This is a genomic window from Wenzhouxiangella indolica, assembly GCF_042310355.1.
In the GTDB taxonomy this organism is placed as follows: Bacteria; Pseudomonadota; Gammaproteobacteria; order Xanthomonadales; family Wenzhouxiangellaceae; genus Wenzhouxiangella.
The window spans coordinates 13541-39762 of sequence record NZ_JBHJMR010000015.1 but is presented as its reverse complement, the minus strand read 5'-3'; the positions used below and the strand labels follow the sequence as shown (position 1 = coordinate 39762).

Annotated in this window: 22 protein-coding genes; 10 read left to right on the top strand and 12 right to left on the bottom strand. The window is 65.3% G+C overall.

Annotation, left to right across the window (positions count from 1 at the left end):
• Nucleotides 1–7 precede the first annotated feature (7 nt).
• Entirely contained in the window at nt 8–1027 is a 1020-nt protein-coding gene (locus ACDC67_RS13550; RefSeq protein WP_376693967.1) for a DMT family transporter, read from the top strand.
• Here the strand turns inward: ACDC67_RS13550 and ACDC67_RS13545 are convergent.
• The 7 genes from ACDC67_RS13545 to rpmH all read right to left on the bottom strand — a co-directional run bounded on the left by ACDC67_RS13545 (nt 945) and on the right by rpmH (nt 7928).
• A complete protein-coding gene (locus ACDC67_RS13545) occupies nt 945–1931 on the bottom strand; it encodes a glutathione S-transferase family protein (protein WP_376693966.1) in 987 nt (328 codons plus the stop codon). The genes ACDC67_RS13550 and ACDC67_RS13545 overlap by 83 nt on opposite strands.
• Before the next feature lie 92 nt (nt 1932–2023).
• Nucleotides 2024–2902, bottom strand: a complete 879-nt coding sequence (locus ACDC67_RS13540; RefSeq protein WP_376693964.1) for a fructosamine kinase family protein — start codon at nt 2900–2902, stop codon at nt 2024–2026.
• 21 nt (nt 2903–2923) lie between these two features.
• Nucleotides 2924–3352 carry a CBS domain-containing protein gene (locus ACDC67_RS13535; RefSeq protein WP_376693963.1) on the bottom strand — a complete coding sequence of 143 codons (429 nt, stop codon included), beginning with the start codon at nt 3350–3352 and terminating at the stop codon, nt 2924–2926.
• Nucleotides 3353–3430: 78 nt separating this feature from the next.
• The gene (mnmE, locus tag ACDC67_RS13530; RefSeq protein ID WP_376693962.1) at nt 3431–4759 is read right to left on the bottom strand and encodes a tRNA uridine-5-carboxymethylaminomethyl(34) synthesis GTPase MnmE; all 1329 of its coding nucleotides are present in this window, start codon (nt 4757–4759) and stop codon (nt 3431–3433) included.
• Between the two features lie 923 nt (nt 4760–5682).
• The gene (gene yidC, locus ACDC67_RS13525) at nt 5683–7425 is read right to left on the bottom strand and encodes a membrane protein insertase YidC (protein ID WP_376693961.1); all 1743 of its coding nucleotides are present in this window, start codon (nt 7423–7425) and stop codon (nt 5683–5685) included.
• On the bottom strand, nt 7422–7769 hold the full coding sequence (gene rnpA / locus ACDC67_RS13520; protein ID WP_376693959.1) for a ribonuclease P protein component: 348 nt from the start codon (nt 7767–7769) through the stop codon (nt 7422–7424). Before rnpA ends, yidC begins: the two co-directional genes overlap by 4 nt.
• Nucleotides 7770–7781: 12 nt before the next feature.
• Nucleotides 7782–7928, bottom strand: a complete 147-nt coding sequence (gene rpmH, locus ACDC67_RS13515; protein ID WP_376693957.1) for a 50S ribosomal protein L34 — start codon at nt 7926–7928, stop codon at nt 7782–7784.
• 281 nt (nt 7929–8209) lie between these two features.
• On the opposite strand from rpmH, the gene dnaA reads away from it, so the two are divergent.
• From dnaA to gyrB, 4 genes are all read left to right on the top strand, one after another.
• Nucleotides 8210–9511, top strand: coding sequence for a chromosomal replication initiator protein DnaA (gene dnaA, locus ACDC67_RS13510; protein ID WP_376693956.1), 1302 nt, complete (start codon nt 8210–8212; stop codon nt 9509–9511).
• A 250-nt stretch (nt 9512–9761) separates the two neighbouring features.
• Nucleotides 9762–10859, top strand: coding sequence for a DNA polymerase III subunit beta (gene dnaN / locus ACDC67_RS13505; RefSeq protein ID WP_376693954.1), 1098 nt, complete (start codon nt 9762–9764; stop codon nt 10857–10859).
• Nucleotides 10860–10863: 4 nt separating this feature from the next.
• Nucleotides 10864–11916 carry a DNA replication/repair protein RecF gene (gene recF / locus ACDC67_RS13500; RefSeq protein WP_376693952.1) on the top strand — a complete coding sequence of 351 codons (1053 nt, stop codon included), beginning with the start codon at nt 10864–10866 and terminating at the stop codon, nt 11914–11916.
• A gap of 78 nt (nt 11917–11994) precedes the next feature.
• Nucleotides 11995–14379 carry a DNA topoisomerase (ATP-hydrolyzing) subunit B gene (gyrB, locus tag ACDC67_RS13495; RefSeq protein ID WP_376693950.1) on the top strand — a complete coding sequence of 795 codons (2385 nt, stop codon included), beginning with the start codon at nt 11995–11997 and terminating at the stop codon, nt 14377–14379.
• Between the two features lie 262 nt (nt 14380–14641).
• On the opposite strand, the gene ACDC67_RS13490 is transcribed toward gyrB, so the two are convergent.
• Genes ACDC67_RS13490 through glyQ form a run of 3 tightly spaced genes read right to left on the bottom strand, consistent with a single transcriptional unit; the run spans nt 14642 to nt 18101 of the window.
• Nucleotides 14642–15121 carry a hypothetical protein gene (locus tag ACDC67_RS13490; protein ID WP_376693948.1) on the bottom strand — a complete coding sequence of 160 codons (480 nt, stop codon included), beginning with the start codon at nt 15119–15121 and terminating at the stop codon, nt 14642–14644.
• The gene (gene glyS / locus ACDC67_RS13485) at nt 15121–17202 is read right to left on the bottom strand and encodes a glycine--tRNA ligase subunit beta (RefSeq protein ID WP_376693947.1); all 2082 of its coding nucleotides are present in this window, start codon (nt 17200–17202) and stop codon (nt 15121–15123) included. Before glyS ends, ACDC67_RS13490 begins: the two co-directional genes overlap by 1 nt.
• Entirely contained in the window at nt 17199–18101 is a 903-nt protein-coding gene (gene glyQ / locus ACDC67_RS13480; protein WP_376693945.1) for a glycine--tRNA ligase subunit alpha, read from the bottom strand. Before glyQ ends, glyS begins: the two co-directional genes overlap by 4 nt.
• 147 nt (nt 18102–18248) lie before the next feature.
• Here glyQ and ACDC67_RS13475 point away from each other — a divergent pair, with 147 nt between their 5' ends.
• Genes ACDC67_RS13475 through ACDC67_RS13455 form a run of 5 tightly spaced genes read left to right on the top strand, consistent with a single transcriptional unit; the run spans nt 18249 to nt 24198 of the window.
• Nucleotides 18249–19628 carry a choice-of-anchor B family protein gene (locus tag ACDC67_RS13475; protein ID WP_376693943.1) on the top strand — a complete coding sequence of 460 codons (1380 nt, stop codon included), beginning with the start codon at nt 18249–18251 and terminating at the stop codon, nt 19626–19628.
• A gap of 3 nt (nt 19629–19631) precedes the next feature.
• Nucleotides 19632–20396, top strand: coding sequence for a glutamine amidotransferase (locus ACDC67_RS13470; protein ID WP_376693941.1), 765 nt, complete (start codon nt 19632–19634; stop codon nt 20394–20396).
• A gap of 3 nt (nt 20397–20399) precedes the next feature.
• Complete coding sequence (locus ACDC67_RS13465; RefSeq protein WP_376693939.1) at nt 20400–21773, top strand: MBL fold metallo-hydrolase RNA specificity domain-containing protein; 1374 nt, start codon at nt 20400–20402, stop codon at nt 21771–21773.
• Nucleotides 21770–23293: a thymidine phosphorylase family protein gene (locus ACDC67_RS13460; RefSeq protein WP_376693937.1), complete on the top strand. Its 1524-nt coding sequence runs from the start codon at nt 21770–21772 to the stop codon at nt 23291–23293. Before ACDC67_RS13465 ends, ACDC67_RS13460 begins: the two co-directional genes overlap by 4 nt.
• The gene (locus ACDC67_RS13455; protein ID WP_376693935.1) at nt 23290–24198 is read left to right on the top strand and encodes a ribose-phosphate pyrophosphokinase; all 909 of its coding nucleotides are present in this window, start codon (nt 23290–23292) and stop codon (nt 24196–24198) included. The genes ACDC67_RS13460 and ACDC67_RS13455 overlap by 4 nt, the downstream gene beginning before the upstream one ends.
• Nucleotides 24199–24401: 203 nt before the next feature.
• Here ACDC67_RS13455 and ACDC67_RS13450 read toward each other — a convergent pair whose 3' ends face one another.
• Complete coding sequence (locus ACDC67_RS13450; protein ID WP_376694013.1) at nt 24402–25766, bottom strand: sodium-dependent transporter; 1365 nt, start codon at nt 25764–25766, stop codon at nt 24402–24404.
• A 40-nt stretch (nt 25767–25806) separates the two neighbouring features.
• Nucleotides 25807–26220: a MerC domain-containing protein gene (locus ACDC67_RS13445; protein WP_376693933.1), complete on the bottom strand. Its 414-nt coding sequence runs from the start codon at nt 26218–26220 to the stop codon at nt 25807–25809.
• Between the last annotated feature and the right edge of the window lie 2 nt (nt 26221–26222).

Here is a 26222-nt window from a genome sequence, read left to right as displayed (position 1 = left end):
ACGGATCATGTCGGGACGCACCGTCAACAGCGCGATCTTGCTGCTGGTCGTCGGCAACCTGCTGGCGATCTTCTCCGATGCCCTGATCAAGTGGGCCAGCGGCGACCTGGCCATCTTCCAGTTCGTGGCGGTTCGCCTGGTGTTCACGCTGCTGCTGCTCGTGCCCTTCCTGTCGCTGGTCGAGTGGAAGAACTTCTGGGGCGGATCGCGCGTGCATCTCGTTCGGGCCCACGTCGGCCTGGGCGGCATCCTGTGCATGGTCGTCGCCCTCGGCGCGCTGCCCCTGGCAACGGCCAACGCCATCTTCTATGCCGCGCCGGTGCTGGTGATGGTTTTCGGCGTGCTGTGCTTTGGCGAGCGGCTGAACAAGTCAAGCCTGTTCGCCGTCATCGGCGGCATGGCCGGCGTGCTGATCATCCTGCGCCCGACCGAGATGAACCTGGCCGGTTTCACCGCCCTGGGGCTGGCCGTCGCACTCGCGGTCAACGCGCTGCTGGTGCGCAAGCTGCCGCGCGAGCAGTCGGTGGTGCACAGCCTGCTGCTGAACTACCTGTTCGCCCTGCCGGCCGCGCTGGTGCTGGCATTCGTCGAAGGCGCGCCGCTCGACTACGCCTCCCTGGGTGCGGCCTTCGGCTCGGCGCTGTTCATCCTGGGCTACAACATGACGGTGATCCTGGCCTACCGTCACGTCGACGCCAACCAGGTCACCGCCTCGGAGTACACGGGCATCGTGTGGGCGTTCGTGATCGGCTGGCTGCTGTTCGCCGAAGTGCCCGACCTGTGGTTCTGGATCGGCACCACCCTGATCGTCGTGCCGCTGCTGGTTCAGGCCTTGATGTCGGCGCGGCCGGCGGGCCGGCGCCGCCTGGCCACCCAGGTCGGCGGCTCGCGCCGCGCCACCGATCGATTGTCGGCGGGCGGCGAGTCACTCGAGCCTGCCTCGATCAGTCGGCCGGCAGACGCGCGCGGTCGTGCTTGCGATGAAAATCCAGCGCCGGGCCCAGCGGCACGATGTAACTCGGATTGATCGTGTCGTGGCTGCCGTAGTAGTGCAGCTTGATGGCCTGGAAATCGACCGTCTCCGAAATGCCCGGCACCTGGTAGAGCTCCCTGAGGTAATTCGACAGGTTGGGGTAGTCCTCGATGCGCCGGATGTTGCATTTGAAGTGGCCGACGTAGACCGCGTCGAAGCGGATCAGGGTGGTGAACAGGCGCCAGTCGGCCTCGGTCAGGCGTGAGCCGCACAGGTAACGGTTTTCCTCGAGCCGGGTTTCGAGCGCGTCAAGGGTTTCGAACAGCGGGATGACCGCTTCCTCGTAGGCGTCCTGCGTGGTCGCGAATCCGGCCTTGTACACGCCGTTGTTGACCTTGTGATAGACGGTCTCGTTGACCGCGTCGATCTCCTCGCGCAGGTCTTCGGGGTAGTAGTCACCCTCGGTCGCGCCCAGGTCGTCGAAGGCCGAGTTGAACATGCGGATGATGTCGGCCGACTCGTTGCTGACGATGGTGTTCTTTTTCTTGTCCCAGAGCACCGGCACGGTCACCCGGCCGGTGTAGTCGCGCTTGGCCGCGGTGTAGACCTGGTGCATGTAATCGGCGTTGTGGATCGGATCGGGCGTGACCTTGTAGCCGGGTTCGAAGGACCAGCCGTTCTCGCGCATCAGCGGATTGACCACGGAAACGGGAATCATCTGCTCGAGGCCCTTGAGCTTGCGCATGATCAGCGCGCGGTTGGCCCACGGGCAGGCCAGGGCCACGTAGAGGTGATAGCGATCGGCTTCGGCCTGGAAGCCGCCCTCGCCGCTGGGGCCCGCCGAGCCGTCGGCGGTCACCCAGTTGCGAAATGCGGCGGCGTCGCGCTTGAAGCGTCCGCCGGTCGATTCGGTGTCGTACCACTGGTCGTGCCATTGACCGTCAACGAGAAGGCCCATCAGCTCACTCCGAGTTGTTTCAGATGTAACCAGTTTAACAAGCCGGGCGCTCTGAAACGTTCATCGAAGCCCCGGCCGGGCCGACAATTCCCTCACTCTTTCAGAATACGTCGGCACAGCTGCTCGGAAGCCTCGACGTAGGGGCCGCCGAAGAGGTTGGCGTGGTTGAGCATGTGGTAGAGCTTGTAGAAGAACCGGCGGACTTCGAAGCCCTCGGGCAGGGGCCAGGCTTCGTTGTAGGCCTGGTAGAAGGCGTCGTCGAAACCGCCGAACAGATGCGCCATGGCCAGGTCGCACTCGCGATCGCCGTAGTGGACGGCCGGATCGAAGATGACCGGCGTGCCGTCGGCCAGGACGGCGGCGTTGCCGCGCCACAGATCGCCGTGAACCAGGGAGGGTTCGGGTTGGTGCTGTGCTGATACCTTCTGCCAGGACGCGATGACTTCGTTTTTCAGCGCTTGCCAGCCCTCGTCGGGATGGGTCCGGCGCAAGCGATCGAACTGCGCCCCCAGCCGGTGAGCGGCAAAGAACACGGTCCAGTCGTCGATGCGCGTGTTGGTTTGCGGCGTACGTCCGATGTAGTTGTTCCGGTGCCAGCCGAATTCGTCTCCGGTATGGCGATGCAGGTTGGCCAGTTGGCGGCCCAGGCGCTCGTCGGCGCCAGCGTTGCGCTGGTCCAGGTCGAGATACTCCAGCGCCAGCCAGGAGAAACCGTCCTGCATGCCGCGCTGGATGACGCGCGGAACACGGACGGTGGCGGTCTGGCGCAGCGCCTCGAGGCCGTCGGCTTCGGCCGAGAGCAGGCCGGCTTGCGCAAGCGGCAGGGTCTTGAGAAAGACGGTTGCGTCGGCGGCACGCAAGAGCGACGCATCGGCGATATCGCCGCCGGGAAGGGGTTCCACGTGCAGGCCGTGTTCGTCCAGCCCGAGTGCCCGGGCGACCGCGGCGGCATGTTCGAGTTCGAGTGGCATCGTCTTCCCCCTGGGTCGGGGTCAGCCGGTGACGTAGCGTTCGAGCTGCTCGATCAGGTTCTGCTGATCGCCGATGACGGCATTGACCAGGTCACCGATGGAGACGACGCCCAGCAACTGATCGCCCTCGACCACGGGCAGGTGACGAATGCGCTTGCTCGTCATCAGGGCCAGGCCTTCCTCGGCCGAGGCCTTCGGAGAAATGGTGATCGCGGGGCTGGAGCAGATGTCGCCCACCTTCGTGTCGCGTGACGACCGGCCCTCCAGGATGACCTTGCGGGCATAGTCGCGCTCGGAAATGATGCCGTGGAGGCTCTCGCCGTCCAGGACGATCAGGGCGCCGATTCCCTTGGCCGCCATCAGCCGGATGGTGTCGTAAACGGTGTCTTCGGGGCCGACCGACCAGATCTGGTCACCCTTTTCGGCAATAATCTGTCGAATCGTGTGCATTCCACCACCCTCTTTGTCAGATGCGCTCGTGACGTTCGAGTATAGGCCTGCCGGCCCGGCGTCGGCAAACCCCGCGCACTACTTGCCGATGCAGAAACTCGAGAAGATTCGACCGAGCAGTTCGTCGGAGCTCATGCGGCCGGTGATCTCGCCAAGGGCTTCGGCGGCCAGTCTCAACTCCTCGGCCAGCAGTTCGCCCGAGCCGCTGGACGACAGTTCGGCCTCGCCGCGGCGGATGTGCTCGCCGGCGGCATCGATGGCGTCGACGTGGCGCTGGCGCGCGGAATATTCACCGCCGCCGGCCTCGTCGAGGCCCAGTTCGCCGATCACCAGCTGCTCGAGCAGGTCCAGCCCCTCGCAGGTCATCGCCGACAGGCGCACGTGACGACCCTCGCGCGACGGCGACTCGCCGATGAGGTCGATCTTGTTGTCGATGCGGATCAGCGGAACCGATTCGGGCAGGCCCGGCAGGGGTTGTGCGTCGGGGTCGTTGGCGTCGACGACCCAGAAGATCAGGTCGGCGGCGTGCATTTCCCGCTCGGCCCGGCGAACGCCTTCGGTCTCGATGCGATCGGCGGTCTCGCGGATGCCCGCGGTATCCGCCAGGGTGACCGGCAAGCCCGCAATCGTTATGGTTTCGCGCAGCACGTCGCGCGTGGTGCCGGGCACCTCGGTGACGATGGCGGCGTCGTGGCGGCTGAGCGCGTTGAGCAGGCTCGACTTGCCGGCGTTGGGCCGCCCGACGATGGCGATGCGCACGCCGCTCGACAGCAGCCGGCCGGTACCGGCGCGCGCCAGCAGCGTCTCCTGGCGCGCGCGCAGGGCCGCCACCCGCTCGGCCACCTGGCCATCGGCGAGAAAGTCGATTTCCTCGTCGGGAAAATCCAGCGCGGCTTCGACCCAGATCCGCAGTTCGACCAGGGCGTCAGCGAGTTCATCGACCTCCTTCGAAAAGGCGCCTTCCAGGCTTCTGTGCGCGGCCCGCGCGGCCGTGTCGGTCGCCGCCGCGATCAGGTCGGCCACCGCCTCGGCCTGGGCCAGGTCCATGCGGTCGTTGACGAAGGCGCGCTGGCTGAATTCGCCCGGCCCGGCCCGGCGCGCACCGCATGCAACGCAGGCGGCCAGGATCATCTCGAGCACGACGGGCGAGCCGTGCCCCTGCAGCTCGACCACATCCTCGCCGGTAAACGAGCCCGGACCGGGAAAGACGATCACCAGGCCGGAGTCGAGCGTTTGCCCGTCGCGGTCGCGAAACACGCGAAGCCCCGCCTGCCTGGCCGGCGGCAGGTCGCCGCAGAGCTTCCCGGCAATGTCCAGACTCTCCGGCCCGGACAGGCGAACCACCCCCACCCCGCCCCGACCGGGCGGCGTGGCGATCGCGACGATGGTATCGACCGATGCATTCATGAACGCGATTCTGCCACGCGCGATCGATCGCAGGGGGAGTGGCGAAGGCGTGGATGTGCGGGGGAACCGCAACGTCGTCCCGATGCGTTGCGCTTCGCTCCACGCATCCTACGACACCCGTGCCACACCACAGCAGCGTAGGATGCGTGAAGGCCAAAGGCCGTAACGCATCAGCCACCGGGTGGCAAAAACGTCAATCTTCGGAGGCGTACCGCAACGTCGTCCCGATGCGTTGCGCTTCGCTCCACGCATCCTACGACACCCGTGCCGCACCACAGCATCGTAGGATGCGTGAAGGCCGAAGGCCGTAACGCATCAGCCACCGGGTGACGAAGACATCAATGTTCGGAGGCATACCGCAACGTCGTCCCGATGCGTTGCGCTGCGCTCCACGCATCCTACGACACTACGATTCCCCTGCCACACCACAGCAGCGTAGGATGCGTGAAGGCCAAAGGCCGTAACGCATCAGCCACCTTCGGAGGCGTACCGCAACGTCGTCCCGATGCGTTGCGCTTGGCTTCACGCATCCTACGACACCCGTGCCACACCACAGCAGCGTAGGATGCGTGAAGGCCGAAGGCCGTAACGCATCAGCCACCGATTGGCGAAGACATCAATGTTCGGAGGCATACCGCAACGTCGTCCCGATGCGTTGCGCTTCGCTCCACGCATCCTACGATTCCCCTGCCACACCACAGCAGCGTAGGATGCGTGAAGGCCGAAGGCCGTAACGCATCAGCCAACGGGTGGCAAAAACGTCAATCTTCGGAGGCATACCGCAACGTCGTCCCGATGCGTTGCACTTCGCTCCACGCATCCTACGACACCCGTGCCGAACCCCAGCAACGTAGGATGCGTGAAGGCCAAAGGCCGTAACGCATCTTCGGGCACCGCGGCCGCCAGGTGAGCGGCGCGCGGTATTAGCGCTTCTTGCGTTCCTCTTCCTTGTCCAGGCGCTTGAGGATGTACCACTGCTGCGCCAGGGACACGCCGGCGTTGGTTGCCCAGTAGAGCACCAGCCCGGCCGGGAACAGGGCGAACAGGAACGCGAACACCACCGGCAGGCCCTGCATGATCTTGCGCTGCATGGGATCCATGCCGGCGGCCGGCATCAGGCGCTGGGTGACGATCATGAAGATACCGTTGAGCACCGGCAGGATGAAGTACGGATCCGGACGGCTCAGATCGGGCACCCACAGGAACGAGGTCTGGCGCAGCTCGACCGATTCGAGCAACACCCAGTACAGCGAGATGAAGATCGGAATCTGGACAAGGATCGGCAGGCAACCGCCGAGCGGGTTGACCTTCTCCTTCTTGTAGATCTCCATCATGGCCTGACCGAACTTCTGCCGGTCGTCGCCGTAGCGTTCCTTGAGCTGCTGGATGCGCGGCTGAAGTTTCCTGAGCTTGCCCATCGAGCGGAACTGCGCTTCGGTCAGCTTGTAGAAGAGCAGCTTGATCAGCAGGGTCAGCACCACGATCGACCAGCCCCAGTGCTGGATCAGGGCATGAATCTTGTCCAGCGCCCAGAACAGCGGACGCGAGATGATGGTGAAAAAGCGGTAGTCGACGGTCAGGCGCAGGCCCGGGGCGACTTCGTCGAGGCGGTTCTGCAGCTTGGGACCGGCAAACAGTCGGGCGTTGAAGCTGTGGCGCGCGCCGGCGGGTACGGTGACCTGCGGCGAGGTCGCCGCCAGCAGGTAGCGCGGCAGCTGACCGTTGCTGATTTCGCGCGTTGTATAGCGGTGGCGCTGGTCTTCGGGCGGAATCCAGGCAGCCAGGAAGTAGTGCTGGATCATGGCGGCCCAACCGCCTTCATGCGTGGCCTGGTAGGGCTTGTCCGACAGGTCGTCCCAGCCGCGCTTGGTCAGGGCGTCTTCGGGCGAGTAGACGGCCGCGCCGTTGTAGCTGAATCGCTCGGGGTTGGTGAACGCCCAGCCGGCCTCGCTCATGTCGGGGCGGGTTCGCTGCAGCTGGACATAGCGGGCGCCTTCCCAGTCTTCCTCACTCGCATTGACCACCTCGATCTCGAGGTCGATGACGTAGTTGCCGCGATGGAAGGTCCAGGTGGCGACGACTTCCAGGCCGGATTCATCCCGCCAGGTCAGGGGAACTTCGAGGGTGTCCTGGCCCGGCTGAAGCTCGTAGTAGTCTTGATCGAACTGCCAGCGCGTGCGGTGATTGGGTGCCGGCTGGCCGGCACTCACCAGGCCGGCCTGGGCCACGAACAGTTCCGGAAGGTCCTGCACGAGCAGCACGAAGGGCTGGTCGGGTCGGTCGACGCTGACCGGGTAGTCCTTCAGGCGCAGGTCGACCAGGGTGCCGCCGTTGGCATCGAGGTCGACGTTGAGAACATCGGTATCGATGGTGACGCGACGGCTGGCGCTGATTTCCGACTGCGCCTGGGGCACATCGGCAGCGGAAGCTTCTTCACCTTCATCGTCGGCGAAGTCCGGCACATCGGGCACGTCACCGGGGTCGGCGGAGGTGGTGGCGCCTTGGCCGGCATCGGCCGAGGCGCCCTCACCGGCGTCGGCGCTGGACGCCGGCTGCTCGCTTTCGGCCGCCGGTCGCGGCGGCGGCGCATAGTCCCTCTGCCACTCCATGTAGACCATGAAGCCCAGCAGGCCGATGAGAAGTAGAAGGAAACTGCGCGTATTCATGAGTTGTCGCTAAACCGCTGCCAAAGTTGTTCGAGCTTGTCTCTCAGTGCGCGGCGGTCGGCCTGGCGGGCAGCCGACCGGGCCACGACCACGTAGTCCCGGGCTTCGAGGCTTTCGCGCCGCAATCGGAAGGATTCCCGAATCTGGCGGCGGATACGGTTGCGGTCGACCGCGCGCTTGGAAACCCGGCGCGATACGGCCATGCCGAGCCGCGCCTGATCCGAGGGCGCGTGGTGAACCCGAAAGAATTCGTTGCCGCAGGAGCGGCGGGCGGCAAACACGGCCTTGAACTGCGCACCGCTGAGCAGGCGCGCGGTTCGAGGCAGGCGATGCCGCCATGCCACTGGCCCTGGAATTTACCGACCCGGGTTGGCGGCCAGGCGCTTGCGGCCCTTGGCACGGCGCGCATTGATGATGGCGCGACCCGACTTGGTGGCCATGCGGGCACGAAAACCGTGACGACGAAGGCGCTTGATTCTGGAAGGTTGGAATGTCCGTTTCATGACCGAATCCGTAAACTGTTGGCGATAGAATGGCGGGCTTGTTCGAAACCGGTTCCGACCCTGGCCGGACACGCCGATACGACCCTGCGGCGGCGAACCGCGCAGAGTAGCCCAACAAAAGACATCAAGCATAACCCTCAGGGCGCTTTTATGTCAACGTTTTGAGCCCGTCCCGAAACCCGGCCGCGCCCCGTGCGGCGGCGGCCGCGGCGCGGGGTGAATTTGCCCTCGATGCAGACTAGACTGAGCAGCTTATGACCGAGTCGTCGCAGAACCGTTCAATGACCGAGCTCTGGCAGCAATGCCTCGAGCGCCTGGAACGCCAGATCCCGCTGGAGGAACTCAATACCTGGATTCGTCCGCTCGAATTCGACGACAACGGTGGCAGCCGGGTGCGCCTGAGCGCGCCCAACGACCTGGTGCGCGACCAGGTGCGCCAGCACTACCTCGAGATGATGCGCGAGTTTTTCGCCTACCACGGTTTCGAGCGCGATGCCGTCACGATCGAGGTCGGCTCGCGCAGGGAGGCGCGCGTCGAACAGCGACCGGAGCGCGGCGGCGGCTCCTGGGGGCTGGATGATCGTTACCGCTTCGACAACTTCGTCCTGGGCAAATCCAACGAGCTGGCTTTCGCCGCCGCCAGGCAGGTGGCGAACAGCCCGGGTACCGTCTACAACCCGCTGCTGCTCTACGGTTCGACGGGCCTGGGCAAGACCCACCTGCTGCACGCCGCCGGGCGCTTCATTGCCGAGGCCAATCCGAAGGCGCAGGTGATGTACCTGCACGCCGAGAAGTTCGTCAGCGAGATGATCCAGGCCTTGAGGCGCGACAGCATTGACGCATTCAAGCGGCGCTACCGCTCGGTCGATACCCTGCTGCTCGATGACATCCAGTTCTTCGCCGGCAAGGATCGCTCGCAGGAAGAGTTCTTCCACACCTTCAACGCGCTGCTCGAATCACGCCAGCAGATCGTGCTGACCTGCGACCGTTACCCCAAGGAGGTCAACGGCATCGAGGCGCGGCTGCGTTCGCGCTTCGGCTGGGGCCTGACGGTGTCGATCGAGCCGCCCGACTTCGAAACCCGCGTGGCGATCCTGCAGAAGAAGGCGGGCGAGCGCGAGCTGGAGCTGAGCGACGACGTCACCTTCCTGATCGCCCGGCGCATGCGCTCGAACGTGCGCGACCTGGAAGGGGCGCTGAATTCGCTGATCGCCAACGCGCGCTTTTCCGGGCGCTCGATCGACCTCGAGTACACCCAGGAGATTCTGCGCGACGTGCTGGCGGTGCACGATCGCCTGATCACGATCGAAAACATCCAGAAGGTGGTCGCGGACTTCTACCAGCTGCGCGTGGCCGACCTGCTGTCGCGCCGGCGCAGCCGCTCCATCGCCCGGCCGCGCCAGATGGCGATGTACCTGGCCAAGGGCCTGACCGAACATTCGCTGCCGGAGATCGGTAACGCCTTCGGAGGCCGCGACCACACGACAGTGCTTCACGCCTGTCGTAAAATCGAGAGTTTATGCGAGTCTGACGGGCGTTTGCGCGAAGAACACGCCCGTTTGACGCGGGAACTGACGAGCTGAGCATCGGCCGGAACAAGTTGTGGGGAGAAGCTTGAAAAGCTGTGGACAAAATTTCGCAGGCAAGTTATCCACAATCGCTCAACAGGTTCCACCGCCAGTTCCCACAGACGGGTATAGAGGGTAAGCAATTGAAACATAAGGGAAAAAAGTTTTATCAACAGTTTCAACAGGCCCTACTACTACTGTTTATTTCTTTTTATAAACAAAAACAGAAACAGTCATCCGACTGCCTCGACATGAAGGAGCAATCATGAAGTTCTCGATTCCACGTGAGACGCTGCTGGCGCCGATCTCCCAGGTGGTCAACGTGGTCGAACGACGGCAGACGCTGCCGGTTCTGGCCAATTTCCTGATCGAAGCCGTCGACGAAGGACTGCGCATTACCGGCACCGACATGGAGGTCGAGGTGGTGGCCCGGGCGCAGGCCGAAGTGGCCCAGACCGGCGCGATCACGGTACCGGCGCGCAAGCTGGTGGATATCTGTCGGGCCCTGCCGGAAGGCGTTCAGATCAACGTTCAGCTCAACGAGGACAAGCTGGCCGTCCACGCGGGGCGAAGTCGGTTCAGCCTGGCCACCTTGCCCGCCACCGAGTTCCCGTCCAGCGACCAGGCCGAAACGCAACAGGTCTACGAAATCAACCAGGGCCGTTTCCGCTGGCTGTTGGAGAAGACCTCGTTCGCCATGGCGCAGCAGGATGTTCGCCACTATCTCAACGGCCTGCTGCTGGAGTTCCGCGAAGGGCAGCTGCGGGCCGTGGCGACCGACGGTCACCGCCTGGCCCTGGCCGAGACGGAAGCGCCGATCGACGGCGAGGTGCGCAGCGTCATCGTCCCGCGCAAGGGCGTGATGGAACTCAACCGGATTCTCGAGGACATCGATGAACCGCTCAAGATCATGCTCGGACAGGGTTTCCTGCGGGTCGATCGGGAGCGCATCGTGATGACCACCAAGCTCATCGACGGCCGTTTCCCCGACTACGAAGCGGTGATTCCGCTGCTGAGCGAGCAGCCGATGCGGGTCGAGCGCGACGAGTTCACCCACGCCCTGCAGCGCGCGGCCATCCTGTCCAACGAAAAATACCGCGGCGTGCGCCTGGAGATGCTCCCGGATACCCTGCGCATCGTCGCGCACAACCCGCAGCAGGAAGAAGCCACCGAGGAAATCGAGGCTGAGCACAGCTTCGACAAGCTCAAGGTCGGCTTCAACGTCAACTACCTGATGGACGCGCTGAGTTCGATGGAAGGCGAAAAGGTTTCCATCTCGCTCAAGGACGCCAACAGCTCCTGCCTGATCACCGACCCGGACACCGAGGCCGTGCGCCAGGTCGTCATGCCCCTGAAGCTGTGAGCTCTTGAGCCTGGAGCGCCTGTCGATCCGGGGGGTTCGCAATCTCGAACCCCTCGAGCTGACGCCGGCGCCCGGCATGAACTGGTTCTTCGGTCCCAACGGGGCCGGCAAGACCAGCATTCTCGAAGCCATCTACCTGCTTGCGCGCGGGCGTTCGTTCCGCTCCGCTCGCATTTCCCGCGTGATCCAGAAGGAGGCCGATGCCCTGTCGGTCGTGGCCCGGCGCGCGGACGGCGGCAACCGGCTGGGGGTGGAGCGCGATACCGAAGGCTGGCGCGGGCGGATCGACGGGCGGGACTGCGGGCGCATCAGCGAGTTTGCCGCCCTGCTGCCGCTGACCCTGATCGAACCCGGCAGCCATGCGCTGATCGACGGCGGGCCCGAGCGACGCCGACAGTTCCTCGACTGGCAATTGTTCCACGTGGAACAATCCTACCTGCCCGACTGGCAGCGCTTCGCCCGCCTGCTCCGACAGCGCAACGCCGCGTTGAAGTCGCAAGCCCCCGATTCGGTGCTCAACGCGCTCGAGCCGGATTTCCTGCGCGGGGCCGAGCGGATCGGAGCTGCGCGGCGCAGCCTGGTCGAGCGCCTTTCGGCCTTTGTCGCCGCCGTCCAGTCCGAGCTGGGCTTTCATCTCCCAGGCGCATTGCGCATGGACTATCGCGAGGGCCATCCGCGCGAGGCCGAGCTGGGTCGGCTGCTAAGCGAGCAACGCGACCGCGACCGCGAGCGTGGCTTCACGCGGCACGGCCCCCATCGGGCCGAGCTTGTGCTGAGTTGCGATGGCCGGGCCGCGGCGGAAATGTCGCGCGGGCAACAGAAGCTGGTGGCCGTGGTGCTTCTGCTGGCCCAGTACCGGCTGCTGTCACAAGGCCAGGCCCTGCGCCCCCTGCTACTGGTGGACGACCCCGTTTCCGAGCTCGATGCCCCGCACCTCGACGCCCTGCTGCGGTGGCTCGAGCGCGAAGCCGTTCAGAGCTGGATCACCGCCACGACCGACTCACCGGTGTCCGCCCGGATGTTCCACGTGGAACAGGGCCGCGTCGAACGTCGGTGATATAATCATGCGTTGGAGTTCCGCGGGCGGCTTTCCGCTCGTCGGTCGCGCGCAAATCTTCCTGGAAACCGCATCCGCATGGCGCAAGACAATTACGGCTCAACCAGCATCAAGGTCCTCAAGGGCCTGGATGCCGTTCGCAAGCGGCCGGGCATGTACATCGGCGACACCGATGACGGCACCGGCCTGCATCACATGGTGTTCGAGGTCGTCGACAACTCGATCGACGAGGCCCTGGCGGGTCACTGCGACCGCATTCGCGTGATTCTCCACGGCGATGGCTCGGTCAGCGTCTCCGACAACGGCCGCGGCATACCGGTGGACCTGCACGAGGAAGAAGGCCGCTCGGCGGCGGAAGTGATCATGACCGTGCTGCACGCCGGCGGCAAGTTCGACGACAATTCCTACAAGGTGTCCGGCGGGCTGCACGGCGTGGGCGTGTCGGTGGTCAATGCCCTGTCCGAAAAACTCGAACTGGTCATCCACCGGCAGGCGCAGCGCTGGTACCAGAGCTATACCCATGGCGTTCCCGATGCGCCGCTGGCGACGACCGGCGAAAGCACGCGCAGCGGCACCGAGATTCGATTCACCCCCAGCACCGAGACCTTCACGGACGTCGAATTCCACTACGACATCCTCGCCAAGCGACTGCGCGAGCTGAGTTTTCTCAACTCCGGCATTCAGATCGAGCTCATCGACGAGCGCAGTGGCAAGCAGGATCGCTTCATGTACGAAGGCGGCATCCGTTCCTTCGTCCAGCATCTGAGCGACAAGAAGAGTCCGCTGCATCCCAACCCCCTGCACTTCTCGGCCGACGTCGACGGCATCACCGTCGAGGCCGCGCTGCAGTGGACGGATGCCTACCAGGAGTCGGTGTTCTGCTTCACCAACACCATTCCGCAGCGCGACGGCGGCACCCACCTGGCCGGTTTCCGCGCCGCGCTCACGCGCACCATCAATCATTACATCGACGAATCGGGCCTGGCGAAGAAGTCCAAGGTCCAGACCTCCGGCGAGGATTGCCGCGAAGGCCTGATTGCCGTTCTGTCGGTCAAGGCGCCCGATCCCAAGTTCTCGTCCCAGACGAAGGACAAGCTGGTGTCCTCCGACGTCAAGCCGGCGGTCGAGTCGGCGCTGGCAGCGCACCTGCGCGACTTCCTGCTCGAGCATCCGAACGATGCCAAGGCGATCGTCGGCAAGGTAATCGAGGCGGCCCGCGCCCGCGAGGCGGCGCGCAAGGCGCGCGACATGACCCGCCGCAAGGGGGTGCTCGACGTCGCCGGCCTGCCGGGCAAGCTGGCCGACTGCCAGGAAAAGGATCCCGCGCTGTCCGAACTGTTCATCGTCGAGGGTGACTCCGCCGGCGGTTCGGCCAAGCAGGGCCGCAACCGCAAGTACCAGGCCATCCTGCCCCTGAAGGGCAAGATCCTCAACGTGGAGAAGGCGCGCTTCGACAAGATGCTCGGCTCCGCCGAGGTGGGCACGCTGATCACGGCGCTGGGCACCGGCATCGGTCGCGACGAGTTCGACGTGGAAAAGCTGCGCTACCACCGCATCATCATCATGACCGACGCCGACGTCGACGGCTCGCATATCCGCACGCTGCTGTTGACCTTCTTCTACCGGCAGATGCCGGAACTGATCGAGCGCGGGCACGTCTACATCGCCCAGCCGCCGCTGTACAAGATCAAGCAGGGCAAGCAGGAGTGGTACCTCAAGGACGAAGCGGAGATGAACCGCTACCTGCTCGATCGCGCGCTCGACGGCGCGCGCCTGTTCCCGTCCGAGAACGCACCGCCGATCGACGCCGCCGCGCTGGGAGAATTGCTCAAGAATTTCCAGCAGGCGCGCCTGGTCGGCGAGCGGCTCAAGCTGCGCTACGACCCCGACGTTATAGAGCAACTTGTTGATTTTAAACCATTTTCAGAAGAATCGGGTTTCGATTCCTGGTCCGAGGGCCTGGTCGCGCGGCTCGAGAAGGTCACGCCCGCGGGGGTGAGCTGGAAGATCAAGCCACTCGGCGGCGGCGGCGTTGCCATCTCGCGCTACGGCCAGGGCGTGGTGCAGGACACCGTGCTCGATACCTCGTTCTTCAACTCGCCGGAATACCGCCATCTCGCCCGGGTCGGCGAGGCGGTTCACGACCTGTTCGAGGAAGGCGCCCGTGTCGAGCGCGGCAACAACGCCAGACCCATCACCCGCTTTGCCGAGGCATTCGACTGGCTGATGGACGAATCGCGCAAGGGCCGCAGCTTCCAGCGCTTCAAGGGCCTGGGTGAGATGAACCCCGAACAGCTGTGGGATACCACCGTCAACCCGGAAACCCGCCGCCTGCTGCGCGTCAATATCGAGGACGCCGTGGCCGCGGACGAAGTCTTCTCGACCCTGATGGGCAACGAAGTCGAACCCCGCCGCGCCTTCATCGAAGACAACGCCTTGCAGGTGTCGAACCTGGATATCTAGGGAACCTCTGAACAACTCTGCGCGGGCCTCGGCGGCCCCGTAAATTCGAAATTCCAAGCACCAATTTACAAACAAATCCCAATGACCGAATTTTTAAGTAACCGAAACGAATCGGGGCGCTTTGAGTGTCCGAGGCCACGTTTGGATCCTTTGGTCATTGACAATTGGGTCCTTGTTTGAAAATTGGTGCTTGGATCCTGAAAATTCCAAGAGCGATACATCGCCAGCGAGCAAGGTGTTCACGGAACCCCGATCGGGGACGCTACCCGACGTTCGCCAGAGCGGTCCTGAAGTCTTCGAAGGTGGGGATGTTGGTGATGGGGTTCGAGCCGATCACGTGGAGCTTCAGGCCGACCCGGTCGGCGGCCTCTATGAGCGCCTGATCGCAACCGATGAGTAACATTTCGCCGACGTTGCGACCATAACGCCGCGCCGTCTGTTCGAATTCGTTCTTCTGGCGATCCTTGCGGCTGAACAGGCCGGTGCCCAGGTAGAGTACGCCGTCGAGCTCGGCCCCGGCGCGCGAGAACATCTGGTGGAGCTGTTGCTGCAGGGCCAGGTCGCGGTCCACGCTGCGCCGGGTCGGACGCCAGCTGGCGGGTTTCGGGGCAACCAGCAGCACGCGATGCCCGCGCCGCTGGAAGGCAACCACTTTTTCGATTCGCGCCGCATCCGGCGCGCTGTCGCCCCGCCCGAGCAGCAGGGCGCGCTCGATCAGTACCGGCGCGGCCTGGCCACCCATCAGCGGCCCAGGCGGGCGACGTCGGCAATATGCAGGAACAGTTCGCGCAGCTGCCCCAGCAGCGCCAGGCGGTTGTTCCTGAGCGATTCGTCCTCGCACATCACCATCACATCGTCGAAGAAGGCGTCGACCGGTGCGCGCAGTTCGGCCAGTGCCGCCAGCGCCGCCGGGTAGTCGGCCTGTTCCATCGCGCGCTCGAGCGCCCGCCCGGCACCCTGGATAGCCTCGGCCAGCTGCTGCTCGGCCGCTTCGTTGAGGCGAGCGCGATCGATGCGGTGACTCACCTCCAGGTCGGCCTGCTTGAGCAGGTTGCTGGCGCGCTTGTTGGCGGCGACCAGCGAGGCCATCGCCGGGTCGTCGGCGAACTGCTGGACGGCGCGCGCTCGCGCGGCGAAGTCGGCCACCGACCCCGAATCACCGGCGGCGACAGCGTGCACGGTGTTGGTCTCGACCCCCTGCTCGCCCAGCCAGGAGCGCAGCCGCTCGAAAATGAACTGCTCGACTTCGTCGATCAGGGCGTCGTCGATTTGGGCCACGCCCTCGAGCGCGCCCGCGGCCGAGGTCAGGGCCTTGCGCAGCGTCAGGGTCGTGCCCGAGTCGCCCAGCAGTCGAACGATGCCCAGGGCGGCGCGCCGCAGCGCGAAAGGATCCTTGCCGCCCTTGGGTTTCTGCCCGGCGGCGAACACGCCCAGCACGGTGTCCAGGCGGTCGGCCAGTGCCAGCGCGCGTCCGGCCGGGTCGGCCGGCAGCTCGTCTCCGGCATGCCGGGGACGGTAATGGCCTTCGATGGCGTCGGCCACGGTTTTCGGCTCGCCGTCCTCGAGGGCGTAGTAGCGACCCATAACGCCCTGCAGTTCCGGAAACTCGCCCACCATTTCGGTGACCAGGTCGCACTTGCACAGACCGGCAGCCCGCACCGTGACGTCGATACCTGCGTCCAGCGCCGGCGCCGTGGTCTCGGCCAGCTTCTCCAGCCGCCTGACCTTGTCGCCGATACTGCCGAGCTTCTCCTGGAACAGGATCGCGTCGAGCCGTTGTCGCTTGTCGGCCAGGGATTCGCGCCGGTCCTGGTCCCAGAAGAAACGGGCGTCGGCCAGGCGCGGGCGGATCACGCGTTCGAACCCGGATGTCATCAGCCCCGGATCGCTGCTTTCGATGTTGGCGACGGCGATAAAGCGCGGCGCAAGCCGTCCGTCACCGTCGCGCAGGGCAAAGCTTTTCTGGTGCTGCTCGAGCGAACAGATCAGGGCCTCCTCGGGTACGGCCAGGAAGCCCTCGTCGAAGCGTCCCATCACCGCCACCGGCCACTCGGTCAGGCCGGCGACCTCGTCGACCAGTTTGTCCTCGAGTACCGCGGTGAGCCCGGCCTCGTCGGCAAGCGCCCGGGCCTGCTCGATGATGCGCTGCCTGCGCCGCGCCGGATCGACGATGACCGATGCCTTCTCCAGAACCTGTTCGTACTCACCGGCGTCGGGAATCTCGTGCCAGCCCGGGGCATGAATGCGATGGCCGCGGGTCTGCCGCCCGGCATCCAGGCCGAAATAATTCAGTTCGACGCCGTCGGCGCCGTGCAGCACGACCAGCCAGCGCACCGGCCGCAGGAATCGGTCCTCGCGGTCGGACCAGCGCATCGATCGCGCGCCGGCCATGGACCGGATGGTCGCGTCGAACATTTCCGGAAGCAGCTGTGCCAGCGACTGGCCGGGTTGCTCCACGCGCGTGAACAGCCAGCGGCCCTGTTCGTTCTCCAGCCACTCGAGTTCGTCGAACGCCTTGCCGACGCTGCGCGCGAAGCCCTCGCCCGCCTTGGTCGGATTGCCGTCGCCGTCGACGGCCACGTTCTCGGCCGGGCCCTTGCGTTCGAGCACCTGGTCGGCCTGGCGCGCCTTGACCGCGGGAATTCGAATGGCCAGGCGTCGCGGGGTGCCCAGCCGAACGATGTCCGCGTGGGTTTCGATCAGACCCGCGTCGGCGAGCCTGGACCCCAGTCCATCGGCCAGCAGGTCCAATTGGGAATGCAGCTGGCCGGCCGGCAGTTCCTCGCAGCCGATTTCGATCAGCAGGTCGGCGTTCTCGCTCATGCCGCGTCCTCCCTGTCGGCTTCCTTGAGCGCCGGGAAGCCCAGCGCCTCGCGCTTGGCGTAGTAGGCTTCGGCCACGCGGCGGGAGATGTCGCGAACGCGAAGGATATAGCGCTGCCGTTCGGTCACCGAGATGGCCTGGCGGGCGTCGAGCATGTTGAAGGCGTGCGATGCCTTGAGCACCTGGTCATAAGCGGGCAGCGGCAGATCGGCATCGACCAGCCGCACGGACTCGCGATAACAGGTGTCGAACCAGCCGAACAGGCTGTCGACGTCGGCGTGCTCGAAGTTGTAGGCGGACTGCTCGACTTCGTTTTGGTGGAACACGTCGCCGTAGGTCACCTTGCCGAACGGCCCCTCGGTCCAGACCAGCTCGTAGACGCTGTCGACGCCCTGCAGATACATCGCCAGGCGCTCCAGGCCGTAGGTGATTTCACCCATGACCGGTTTGCAGGCCAGCCCGCCGGCCTGCTGGAAATAGGTGAACTGCGTGACCTCCATGCCGTTGAGCCAGACTTCCCAGCCCAGGCCCCAGGCGCCGAGGGTAGGCGACTCCCAGTTGTCCTCGACGAAGCGGATGTCGTGCACCTTCGGGTCGATACCCACCGCATCGAGCGAGCCGAGGTACAACTCCTGGAAATTCAGCGGCGAGGGCTTCATGACCACCTGGTACTGGTAGTAGTGCTGCAGGCGATTGGGGTTCTCGCCGTAGCGACCGTCGGTCGGCCGGCGGCAGGGCTGCAGGTAGGCCGCGTTCCACGGTTCGGGACCGATGGCGCGCAGGAAAGTGGCCGGATGAAACGTGCCGGCGCCGACCTCGAGGTCGAGCGGGGCGGTCAGCACGCAGCCCTGCTCGGCCCAGTAGCGGTCCAGGGTGCGGATGAAGTCCTGAAAATACACGATCGATTCGATACCCGTAAGGCGAAACCGCAAGTATAACGGGCCGAAACCGGGCCCGGTGGCGTCCATCCGTTAAGATGGGCAGGCTTGACCCCTATCGCCCGCGATCCGGCACCAATGCAAACCGACCACACAACGGATTCGATCATGTCCTCCAGACTCATCAGACACCTGCCTGCCCTGCTCGTGCTCATCCCGGCCATCGCCCTGGGCTGCTTCACCAGCGAGCGTGCGCAGATCCTCGGCAAGCAGCACCCGGATATCGATTTCGAGAGCATGGCGCACCACATGAAGCAGCAGGAACGCGTCGATTACGACTATTCGGGCCCGGCGAGATGCATCGCCGGCTCTGCCGACAAGTTCGATTGCCACCAGGTCAGCCTGTCCGGCTGGCTCGACCTGCCGACCATCGGCGGCGGCAGTGGCGCCGACAACTGGGGCTGGGTTCACGCCGACTCCGGCCGTCGATTCGCGCTGATGGGACGCTCCAACGGAGTAAGCTTCGTCGAGATCACCAATCCCGACGATCCCGTCTATCTTGGCAACCTGCCGCGCCCCGACGGCGTTGGCACGAGCACCTGGTCCGATATCAAGACCTACGACGATCATGCTTTCATGGTCGCCGACGCCGTCTCCGGCCACGGCATCCAGGTCTTCGACCTGACCCGGCTGCTCGACGTCGACCCGGAAGATCCGCAGACCTTCGACCACGACGCTCACTTCACCGGCGAGGCCGGGGGCAACACCCTGCACTCGGCCCACAACATTGCCATCAACGAGCAAAGCGGCTACGCCTACGCCGTCGGCGGCAACCTGTGTTCAGGCGGTCTCTACATGGTCGATATCCGCCAGCCCACCAATCCGACCTACGCCGGCTGCTTCGCGGACGACGGCTACACGCACGATGTCCAGTGCGTCGTCTACCGCGGTCCGGACGAAGCCTACCAGGGGCGTGAAATCTGCTTTGCCAGCAACGAGGAAAGCGTCACCATTGTCGATGTCACCGACAAGGCCAACCCCGTTCAGGTCGGCCGCCACACCTACGACGATGCGGCCTACACCCACCAGGGCTGGCTGACCGGCGATCAACGCTATTTCCTGACTGACGATGAACTCGACGAGACCAGCAACGACCTGGCGGGGACGCGCACCCTGATCTTCGACTTCGAGTCGCTCGAGGAAGCGCCGGACCCGGCCGAGTACATCGCCGACGGGCTGTCGATCGATCACAACCAGTACGTCATCGGCGACTACGTCTTCCAGGCCAACTACCAACGTGGCCTGCGCATACTGCGCATCGACGATCCGGCCACGGCCGAGCTCACGGAGGTGGCCTGGTTCGACACCTTTCCCGAAGACGCCCCCCTGGGCTTCGACGGTGCCTGGAGCGTGTTCCCCTATTTCGCCGACGGTTCAGTGCTGGTTTCCGACATCAATCGCGGCATGTTCATCCTGCGGGTCGATGATCCGGATGTCGCCGCCGTGCTCGACGGCCTGCTGTTCCGGGACCGATTCAGGCAGGAGTGAGCCATGGTCCGTCGCTCGCGCGGCCAGCCCATGCAACAGCCGACAATCCTGATCATCAAGACCGGCTCGGCTTTTACCGAGGCGCGGCAGCGCTTCGGCGATTTTGACGATTGGTTCGCGCGTTCGCCGGCCGGTCGGCGGTTTCGCATGGAAACGCGTGACGTCGTCGCGTCGCCGCCATTGCCGGACGCGCAGGAACTGGACGGCTACGCCGGCATCATCGTCACCGGTTCGCCGGCCATGGTTTCCCAACGACTCGACTGGTCGGAGCGCACCGCCCGATGGCTGGCCGCGATCGTGCGCGAAGACCGCCTGCCCGTCCTGGGCGTGTGCTATGGCCACCAGCTCATGGCGCATGCCCTGGGCGGAGACGTCGGCCCCAATCCCAACGGCAGGCGAATGGGCACCCGGGCGTTCGAAGTCGAGTCGACCGACGATCGACTGATCGGTGCGCTCGCACCCCGGGCGTCGGTTCAGGTGACCCATCTCGAAGCCGTACTCGCCCCACCCGATTCGGCCCGCGTGATCGGCCGAACCGAAGGCGATCCCCATCACGCCCTGCACTTCGGTGGCCGCAGCTGGGGTGTGCAGTTTCACCCGGAGTTCGATGCCGCGATCATGCGATGCTATGTGGAGGCCCGGGCCGAGCTGCTCGAGGGCGAGGGCTTTGACAGTCGCGCCCTTTTCGAGGGCGTGAGCGAGGGCCCGGCGGGCGACACCGTCCTGAGACGCTTCTCCGAAATCTGCCAATCCAATCCGAAGAGATGACCAATGGCCAGTAGCGCTGAAAAGACAATCCGCTTTCTCGGAGCCGCCGGCACCGTCACCGGCTCCAAGTTCCTGCTGCGCTGCAAGCGTTCCCACTACCTGGTCGACTGCGGCCTGTTCCAGGGTTACAAGAACCTGCGCAAGCGCAACTGGCGCTCCCTGCCGATCGAAGCTTCGCGCATCAAGCACGTGATCCTGACCCATGCGCACATCGATCATTCCGGCTGGCTGCCCGTGCTCTGTCGCGAGGGATTTTCCGGCCGGATCCTGGCCACGCCGGCGACGCGAGACCTTTGCCGCTACCTGCTGCCCGACAGCGGCTTCATCCAGGAAAAGGATGCCGAACTGGCCAACCGTCACGGCTGGACCAAGCACGAGCCGGCCCGGCCGCTCTACACCAAGGAGGAAGCCGAAGCCTCGCTCAAGCACTTTCGCGCGGTGCGCTACGACGAGCCCTACCGCACCGATCACGTCGAGGTGCTGTTCCGGCATGCCGGGCACATACCCGGGGCCGCCACGGCGCAGGTCGACATCGACGGCACGCGCATCGTCTTCAGCGGGGACCTGGGCAACTACAGCAGCGCGACCATGCCCGATCCCGAGCCGGTGCCCACGGCCGACTACCTCGTGGTCGAATCGACCTACGGCAACCGCAGCCGCAACCACGAAGACCCGGAAGCGGAGATCGGGCGCATCGTCCGGGAAACCGTTGCCCGCGGCGGCAGCGTGATCATACCGGCCTTCGCCGTGGGGCGTACGCAGCTGTTACTGCACCATCTCAACCGGCTGATCCAGTCCGGCGCCGTTCCGACCATTCCCGTCTACCTCGACAGCCCGCTGGCGATCAACGCCACCCAGGTGTTCGCCGACCATCCCGGCGACCATCGTCTGAGCCCGGCCGAGGCCGAGGCGGCCTGCGCGCTGCCCGAATACGTTCGCGACGTTGAAGGGTCCAAGGCGCTCGATACCAATCCCCACCCGAAGATCATCATCGCCGGCAGCGGCATGGCGACCGGTGGCCGGGTGATCCACCACCTCAAGGTCTACGCGCCCGATGGGCGCAACACGATCCTGTTCGCCGGTTACCAGGCCGGCGGTACGCGCGGGGCCAAGATGATCGCCGGCGAGGAATCGGTCAAGATCCATGGCCAGTACTGGCCGGTGCGCGCGCGGGTCGAGAATCTCGACATGCTTTCGGCGCACGCCGATGCCGACGAGATCATGCGCTGGCTGAAGGGTTTCGAACGGCCGCCGCGCAAGACCTTCATCGTCCACGGCGAGCCCGACGCGGCCGATGCCCTGCGCCTTCGCATCGAAGAGGAGCTGGGCTGGGACTGCGAAGTGCCGGACGACGGATCCGAGCACGCCTTGCCATGAGCGCCGGTTCCGAGCCGAACAACGGCAACGATCTCGTCGCACGCCGCCTGGGCCTCGACACCCACGACGAGCTGGTGGTCATCACCCGGCGCGACAGCCCGGTGTGCCGATCCGAAGGCTTTTCGGCCCACGCCCGCGTCCGACTCAAGCACGCCGGTAAGTCGATTATCGCCACGCTCTACCAGATCGATTCCGAATGGTTCGGCCTGGATCAGATCGGCCTGTCCGAATCGGCCTGGCGGCAGCTTGGCGTGGTCGAAGGCGATCCGGTTCACATCAGCCATCCCCAGCCGATCGCCTCGCTCAGCGCCGTGCGCGGACGCGTCTACGGCAATCGCCTCGACCGCGCACAGATGCATGCGGCGATCAACGACATTGCCGCCGGTCGCTACGCCGACGTCCACCTGGCGATGTTCCTGACCAGCATGGCCGCGCGCGATCCCGACGACGACGAGCTCAGCGACATGATCGCGGCCATGGTCGGCGCCGGCGAACGCCTGGAGTGGGCGCGCGACATCATCGTCGACAAGCACTGCGTCGGCGGGCTGCCCGGCAATCGCACGACGCCGCTGGTGGTCGCCATCGTGGCCGAACACGGCCTGTGGATGCCCAAGACCTCGTCCCGGGCGATCACCTCTCCGGCCGGCACGGCCGATACGGTCGAGACCATGACCCGGGTCGATCTCGACATCGAGCAGCTGCGCTCCGTGGTCGAGGCCGAGGGCGCGTGCATGGCCTGGGGCGGCGCGATGCGACTCAGCCCGGTCGACGACACCCTGATTCGCGTCGAGCGCTTGATGGACATCGACGCCGAAGGCCAGATGGTGGCCTCGGTGATATCCAAGAAGGTTGCCGCCGGTTCGACGCACCTCGTGCTCGACGTGCCGGTGGGTGAGACGGCCAAGGTGCGATCGCGCGCCGATGCCGAACGCCTTGCCGCCCGGCTTCGGGCAACGGGAGAGCGATTCGGCATGCAGGTTCGCGTGCTGGTCACCGACGGCAGTCAACCGGTCGGCCGCGGCATCGGGCCCGCGCTCGAGGCGCACGATATTCTGGCGGTTCTGGCCAACGCCGAAGACCAGCCGCGTGACCTGCGCGAGCGCGCCGTCGTGCTGGCCGGCGCCCTGCTCGAGTTGGCCGGCGTGGCCGAGCCCGATCAGGGATCCGTGATGGCCGAGGAGACGCTGGCCAGCGGCCGCGCGAGGGCCCGCTTCGAAGCCATCTGCCGCGCGCAGGGCGGCCTCCGCCGGCCGCCCGTGGCCAGCCAGTCCCACCCGATGCCGGCCGCGCATTCGGGTGAAGTCACCCGTTTCGACAACCGCCGACTGGCCCAGGTGGCCAAGCTGGCCGGTGCGCCTGCCGCTGCCGCCGCCGGGGTGTACATGCACGTGCGCCTGGGTGATCGCGTCGAAGTCGGCCAGCCCGTCTACACCATCCATGCCGAGACGCGCGGCGAACTCAACTATGCCCGCGAGTATGCCGAGACCAACGGCATCGTGGCCATCGGGAAGGGCGCATGAGTACTCGCGACCGCGCGCTTTTGCTGCCGTTTACAGGCAGTGAGGAACTGGCCGACGCCCTTGCTGAACGGCTCGACCTGCCGCTGGGCGAACTCGAGTGGCGTCGTTTTCCTGACGGCGAAAGCTACCTGCGCGTGCACGACGACCCGGCCGGCCGCGACGTGCTGGTCGTGGCCCGCCTCGACCATCCCGACGACAAGCTCGCTTCCCTGCTCTTTGCCGCCGACCTGGTGCGCGAACTGGGCGCGGCGAGAATCGGGCTGGTCTGCCCCTACCTGCCCTACATGCGCCAGGACATGCGCTTCAGGCCCGGCGAGGCAGTCACCTCGCGGCCTTTCGCGCGCTGGTTGTCGGGCGGCTTCGACTGGCTGGTGACCGTCGATCCGCACCTCCACCGCTACGCCAGCCTCGACGAGCTCTACTCTCTGGACTCGCGCGTCGTCGAAGCCGCGCCGGCCCTGGCCGAGTGGATTGCCTCCGAAGTCGACGACCCGGTGCTGATCGGCCCCGACGGCGAGAGTGAACAATGGGTCTCGGCCGTGGCGGGCCTGCGTGGCCTGCCCTGGCGGGTTTTCACCAAGAAGCGCCACGGCGACCGCGATGTGACCCTGCAGCTTCCCGAACTCGACGCCCTGGCCGGGCACACGCCGGTTCTCGTCGACGACATCATTTCCTCGGGAACGACCATGGCCGAGGCCGCCCGGGCGCTCACCATCGCCGGCTTCGATGCGCCGGTGGTGGTAGGTGTTCACGGACTGTTCGGCGAGCAAGCGCGCGAAACGCTTGCCGCGGCCGGCATTGCCAGAATCGTGTGCACCAACAGCGTCGACGCGCCGGAGGCGGAGATCGATCTGGCGCCGTTGCTGGCTGAAGTCGTGGGAGAGTGGTTGGTGGAGGAAGGGTAATGATCAAGAACCAAATTCCAATTTTCAAACAATGTCCAATGACCAATGATCGAATGACCTAAACGCAGCGGAAAGCGCTCAGAAGGCTCCAGTTTGAGTCATTGAAAATTCGATCATTGATCTTTGTTTGGTACTTGGAATTTGGTACTTGATCATTGCAGAAGATAGGCGAACCAGCAGTGCCTGCCCGCCTTCGTCCCTGACTAAATGAGCCCCATCAAACTCGCCACCACCACCAGGATCAACGCCGGGGTCACCACCCGCACCAGCCACAGCCAGGTGTTGAAGGCCCAGTCGGGCATCTTCTGGTCGAGTTCCTCGTGCGTGATCTTGTTCGACAGAACCCAGCCGGCGAACACCGCGATCAGCATGCCGCCGAGCGGCATCATGATGTTGTTGGCGACATGTTCGATGGCGCTCATGATGTCGCGCCCGCCGATCGACACGTGCGACCAGACGTTGAACGAGAACACCGATGCCATGCCGGCGATCCAGGCCAGGCCGCCGACGACCATGGCGGCGGCCTTGCGCCCAATGTCGGTGCGCTCCACCAGGTAGGCCGTAGCCGGTTCCAGCAGCGAGATCGAGCTGGTCCAGGCGGCCACCGACAGCAGCAGGAAGAACATCATGCCGTAGAGGATGCCGAAGGGCATTTCGTTGAAGGCCAACGGCAGCGAGGTGAAGATCAGGCCCGCACCACCGGTGCCCGGGTCGATGCCGAAGGAAAGCACGATCGGGAAGATGGCCAGGCCCGCGATCAGCGCCACCGCGGTGTCGGCCGCCGCCACCGTGACGCCCACGCGCGGGATGCTTACCCCGGCCGGCAGGTAGGCCCCGTAGGTCATGATGGCGCACATGCCCAGGCTCAGGGTGAAGAAAGCCTGGCCCATGGCCGTCACGACCATGTCGCCGGAGACCTGCGACCAGTCGGGTTTGAACAGGAAACCGACCGCTTCGACGAAGTGGCCGGTACTCATGCCATAGCCCAGCAGGATCAGCAGCAGCCCCAGCAGGACCGGCATCAGGATGCTGACCGCGCGCTCGAGACCCCGCTCGACGCCGAAGGCGACCACGCCCAGGGTCATGACCATGAAGATGGCGTGCCAGAAAGTCAGCTCACCGGGGTTGGCGAGCAGGGCGCCGAAGGTCGCGTCCGGGTCGGTGATTGCTGCCCCGCCCAGCAACTGCTTGAAATAGGTGAAAGCGTAGTGCAGCGTCCAGCCGGCGACCACCGAGTAGAACGACAGCACCAGGAAGCCGGCGATGATGCCCATCCAGCCGATCCCGGTCCAGGCGCGAGTGGCGCCGGCGTCGTCGGACAGCTCCTTGAGCGAATTGATCGGGCTCATGCGTCCGCGCCGGCCGATGACGATTTCGGAGAACATAACCGGCAGGCCGACAACGAGAATGCAGGCCAGGTAGATCAACACGAAGGCGCCGCCGCCGTTCTCGGAGGTGATGTAGGGAAAGCGCCAGATGTTGCCCAGGCCGACGGCCGAGCCGGTGGCGGCCAGGATGAAGGCCAGCCGCGACGACCACATGCCGTGAATGGAGGTGGTTTTCATTATTCTCGAGTCCCCGAAAATTTTTGGATCGGGGAATTGTGCGTCAAGCCCCTCTTTGGTGCAAACGGCGGTATAGCCGCAGGTTGAGCCAGTGCGCCGCGGCTACGGTCAGACCGCCCAGCAGGGCCATCACACTGACCCAGAATCCGGAAAAATGCAGTGGCGTGACGATCGCCACGGTCATGACCATGGCCCCGGTGAGGCCGATGACGGCTGGATGCAGGCAGCGATGGTGTCTCCATCCCAGCCAGGACGCGAATATCACCAGCGTCCAGGCCAGCGCGAGGAGCCCCAGCTCGAGGTAGCGCAGCGAGTGCCACAGGCCGCTCTCCCAGAGCCGGCGGTTGAGCCATAATGCCGGCCACAACAAGAATGCGCCGCTTAGCGCCGCGCAGTGAAGCCCGCAGCCGATTGCGACGAACAGTCCGATGCGGTCGGTCGAGAGGCGAAAGCGCATTC

Excerpts from the sequence above, each read along its gene's own strand:
- dnaN (WP_376693954.1), top strand. The coding sequence starts at position 9,762 with ATGAAGTTCTCGATTCCACGTGAGACGCTGCTGGCGCCGATCTCCCAG.
- ACDC67_RS13545 (WP_376693966.1), bottom strand. The coding sequence starts at position 1,931 with ATGGGCCTTCTCGTTGACGGTCAATGGCACGACCAGTGGTACGACACC.
- ACDC67_RS13535 (WP_376693963.1), bottom strand. The coding sequence starts at position 3,352 with ATGCACACGATTCGACAGATTATTGCCGAAAAGGGTGACCAGATCTGG.
- yidC (WP_376693961.1), bottom strand. The coding sequence starts at position 7,425 with ATGAATACGCGCAGTTTCCTTCTACTTCTCATCGGCCTGCTGGGCTTC.
- gyrB (WP_376693950.1), top strand. The coding sequence starts at position 11,995 with ATGGCGCAAGACAATTACGGCTCAACCAGCATCAAGGTCCTCAAGGGC.
- ACDC67_RS13465 (WP_376693939.1), top strand. The coding sequence starts at position 20,400 with ATGGCCAGTAGCGCTGAAAAGACAATCCGCTTTCTCGGAGCCGCCGGC.
- ACDC67_RS13455 (WP_376693935.1), top strand. The coding sequence starts at position 23,290 with ATGAGTACTCGCGACCGCGCGCTTTTGCTGCCGTTTACAGGCAGTGAG.
- ACDC67_RS13445 (WP_376693933.1), bottom strand. The coding sequence starts at position 26,220 with ATGCGCTTTCGCCTCTCGACCGACCGCATCGGACTGTTCGTCGCAATC.
- ACDC67_RS13475 (WP_376693943.1), top strand. The coding sequence starts at position 18,249 with ATGTCCTCCAGACTCATCAGACACCTGCCTGCCCTGCTCGTGCTCATC.
- glyS (WP_376693947.1), bottom strand. The coding sequence starts at position 17,202 with ATGAGCGAGAACGCCGACCTGCTGATCGAAATCGGCTGCGAGGAACTG.
- ACDC67_RS13470 (WP_376693941.1), top strand. The coding sequence starts at position 19,632 with ATGGTCCGTCGCTCGCGCGGCCAGCCCATGCAACAGCCGACAATCCTG.
- ACDC67_RS13550 (WP_376693967.1), top strand. The coding sequence starts at position 8 with ATGTCGGGACGCACCGTCAACAGCGCGATCTTGCTGCTGGTCGTCGGC.
- ACDC67_RS13490 (WP_376693948.1), bottom strand. The coding sequence starts at position 15,121 with ATGGGTGGCCAGGCCGCGCCGGTACTGATCGAGCGCGCCCTGCTGCTC.
- mnmE (WP_376693962.1), bottom strand. The coding sequence starts at position 4,759 with ATGAATGCATCGGTCGATACCATCGTCGCGATCGCCACGCCGCCCGGT.
- dnaA (WP_376693956.1), top strand. The coding sequence starts at position 8,210 with ATGACCGAGCTCTGGCAGCAATGCCTCGAGCGCCTGGAACGCCAGATC.
- ACDC67_RS13460 (WP_376693937.1), top strand. The coding sequence starts at position 21,770 with ATGAGCGCCGGTTCCGAGCCGAACAACGGCAACGATCTCGTCGCACGC.
- ACDC67_RS13540 (WP_376693964.1), bottom strand. The coding sequence starts at position 2,902 with ATGCCACTCGAACTCGAACATGCCGCCGCGGTCGCCCGGGCACTCGGG.
- rpmH (WP_376693957.1), bottom strand. The coding sequence starts at position 7,928 with ATGAAACGGACATTCCAACCTTCCAGAATCAAGCGCCTTCGTCGTCAC.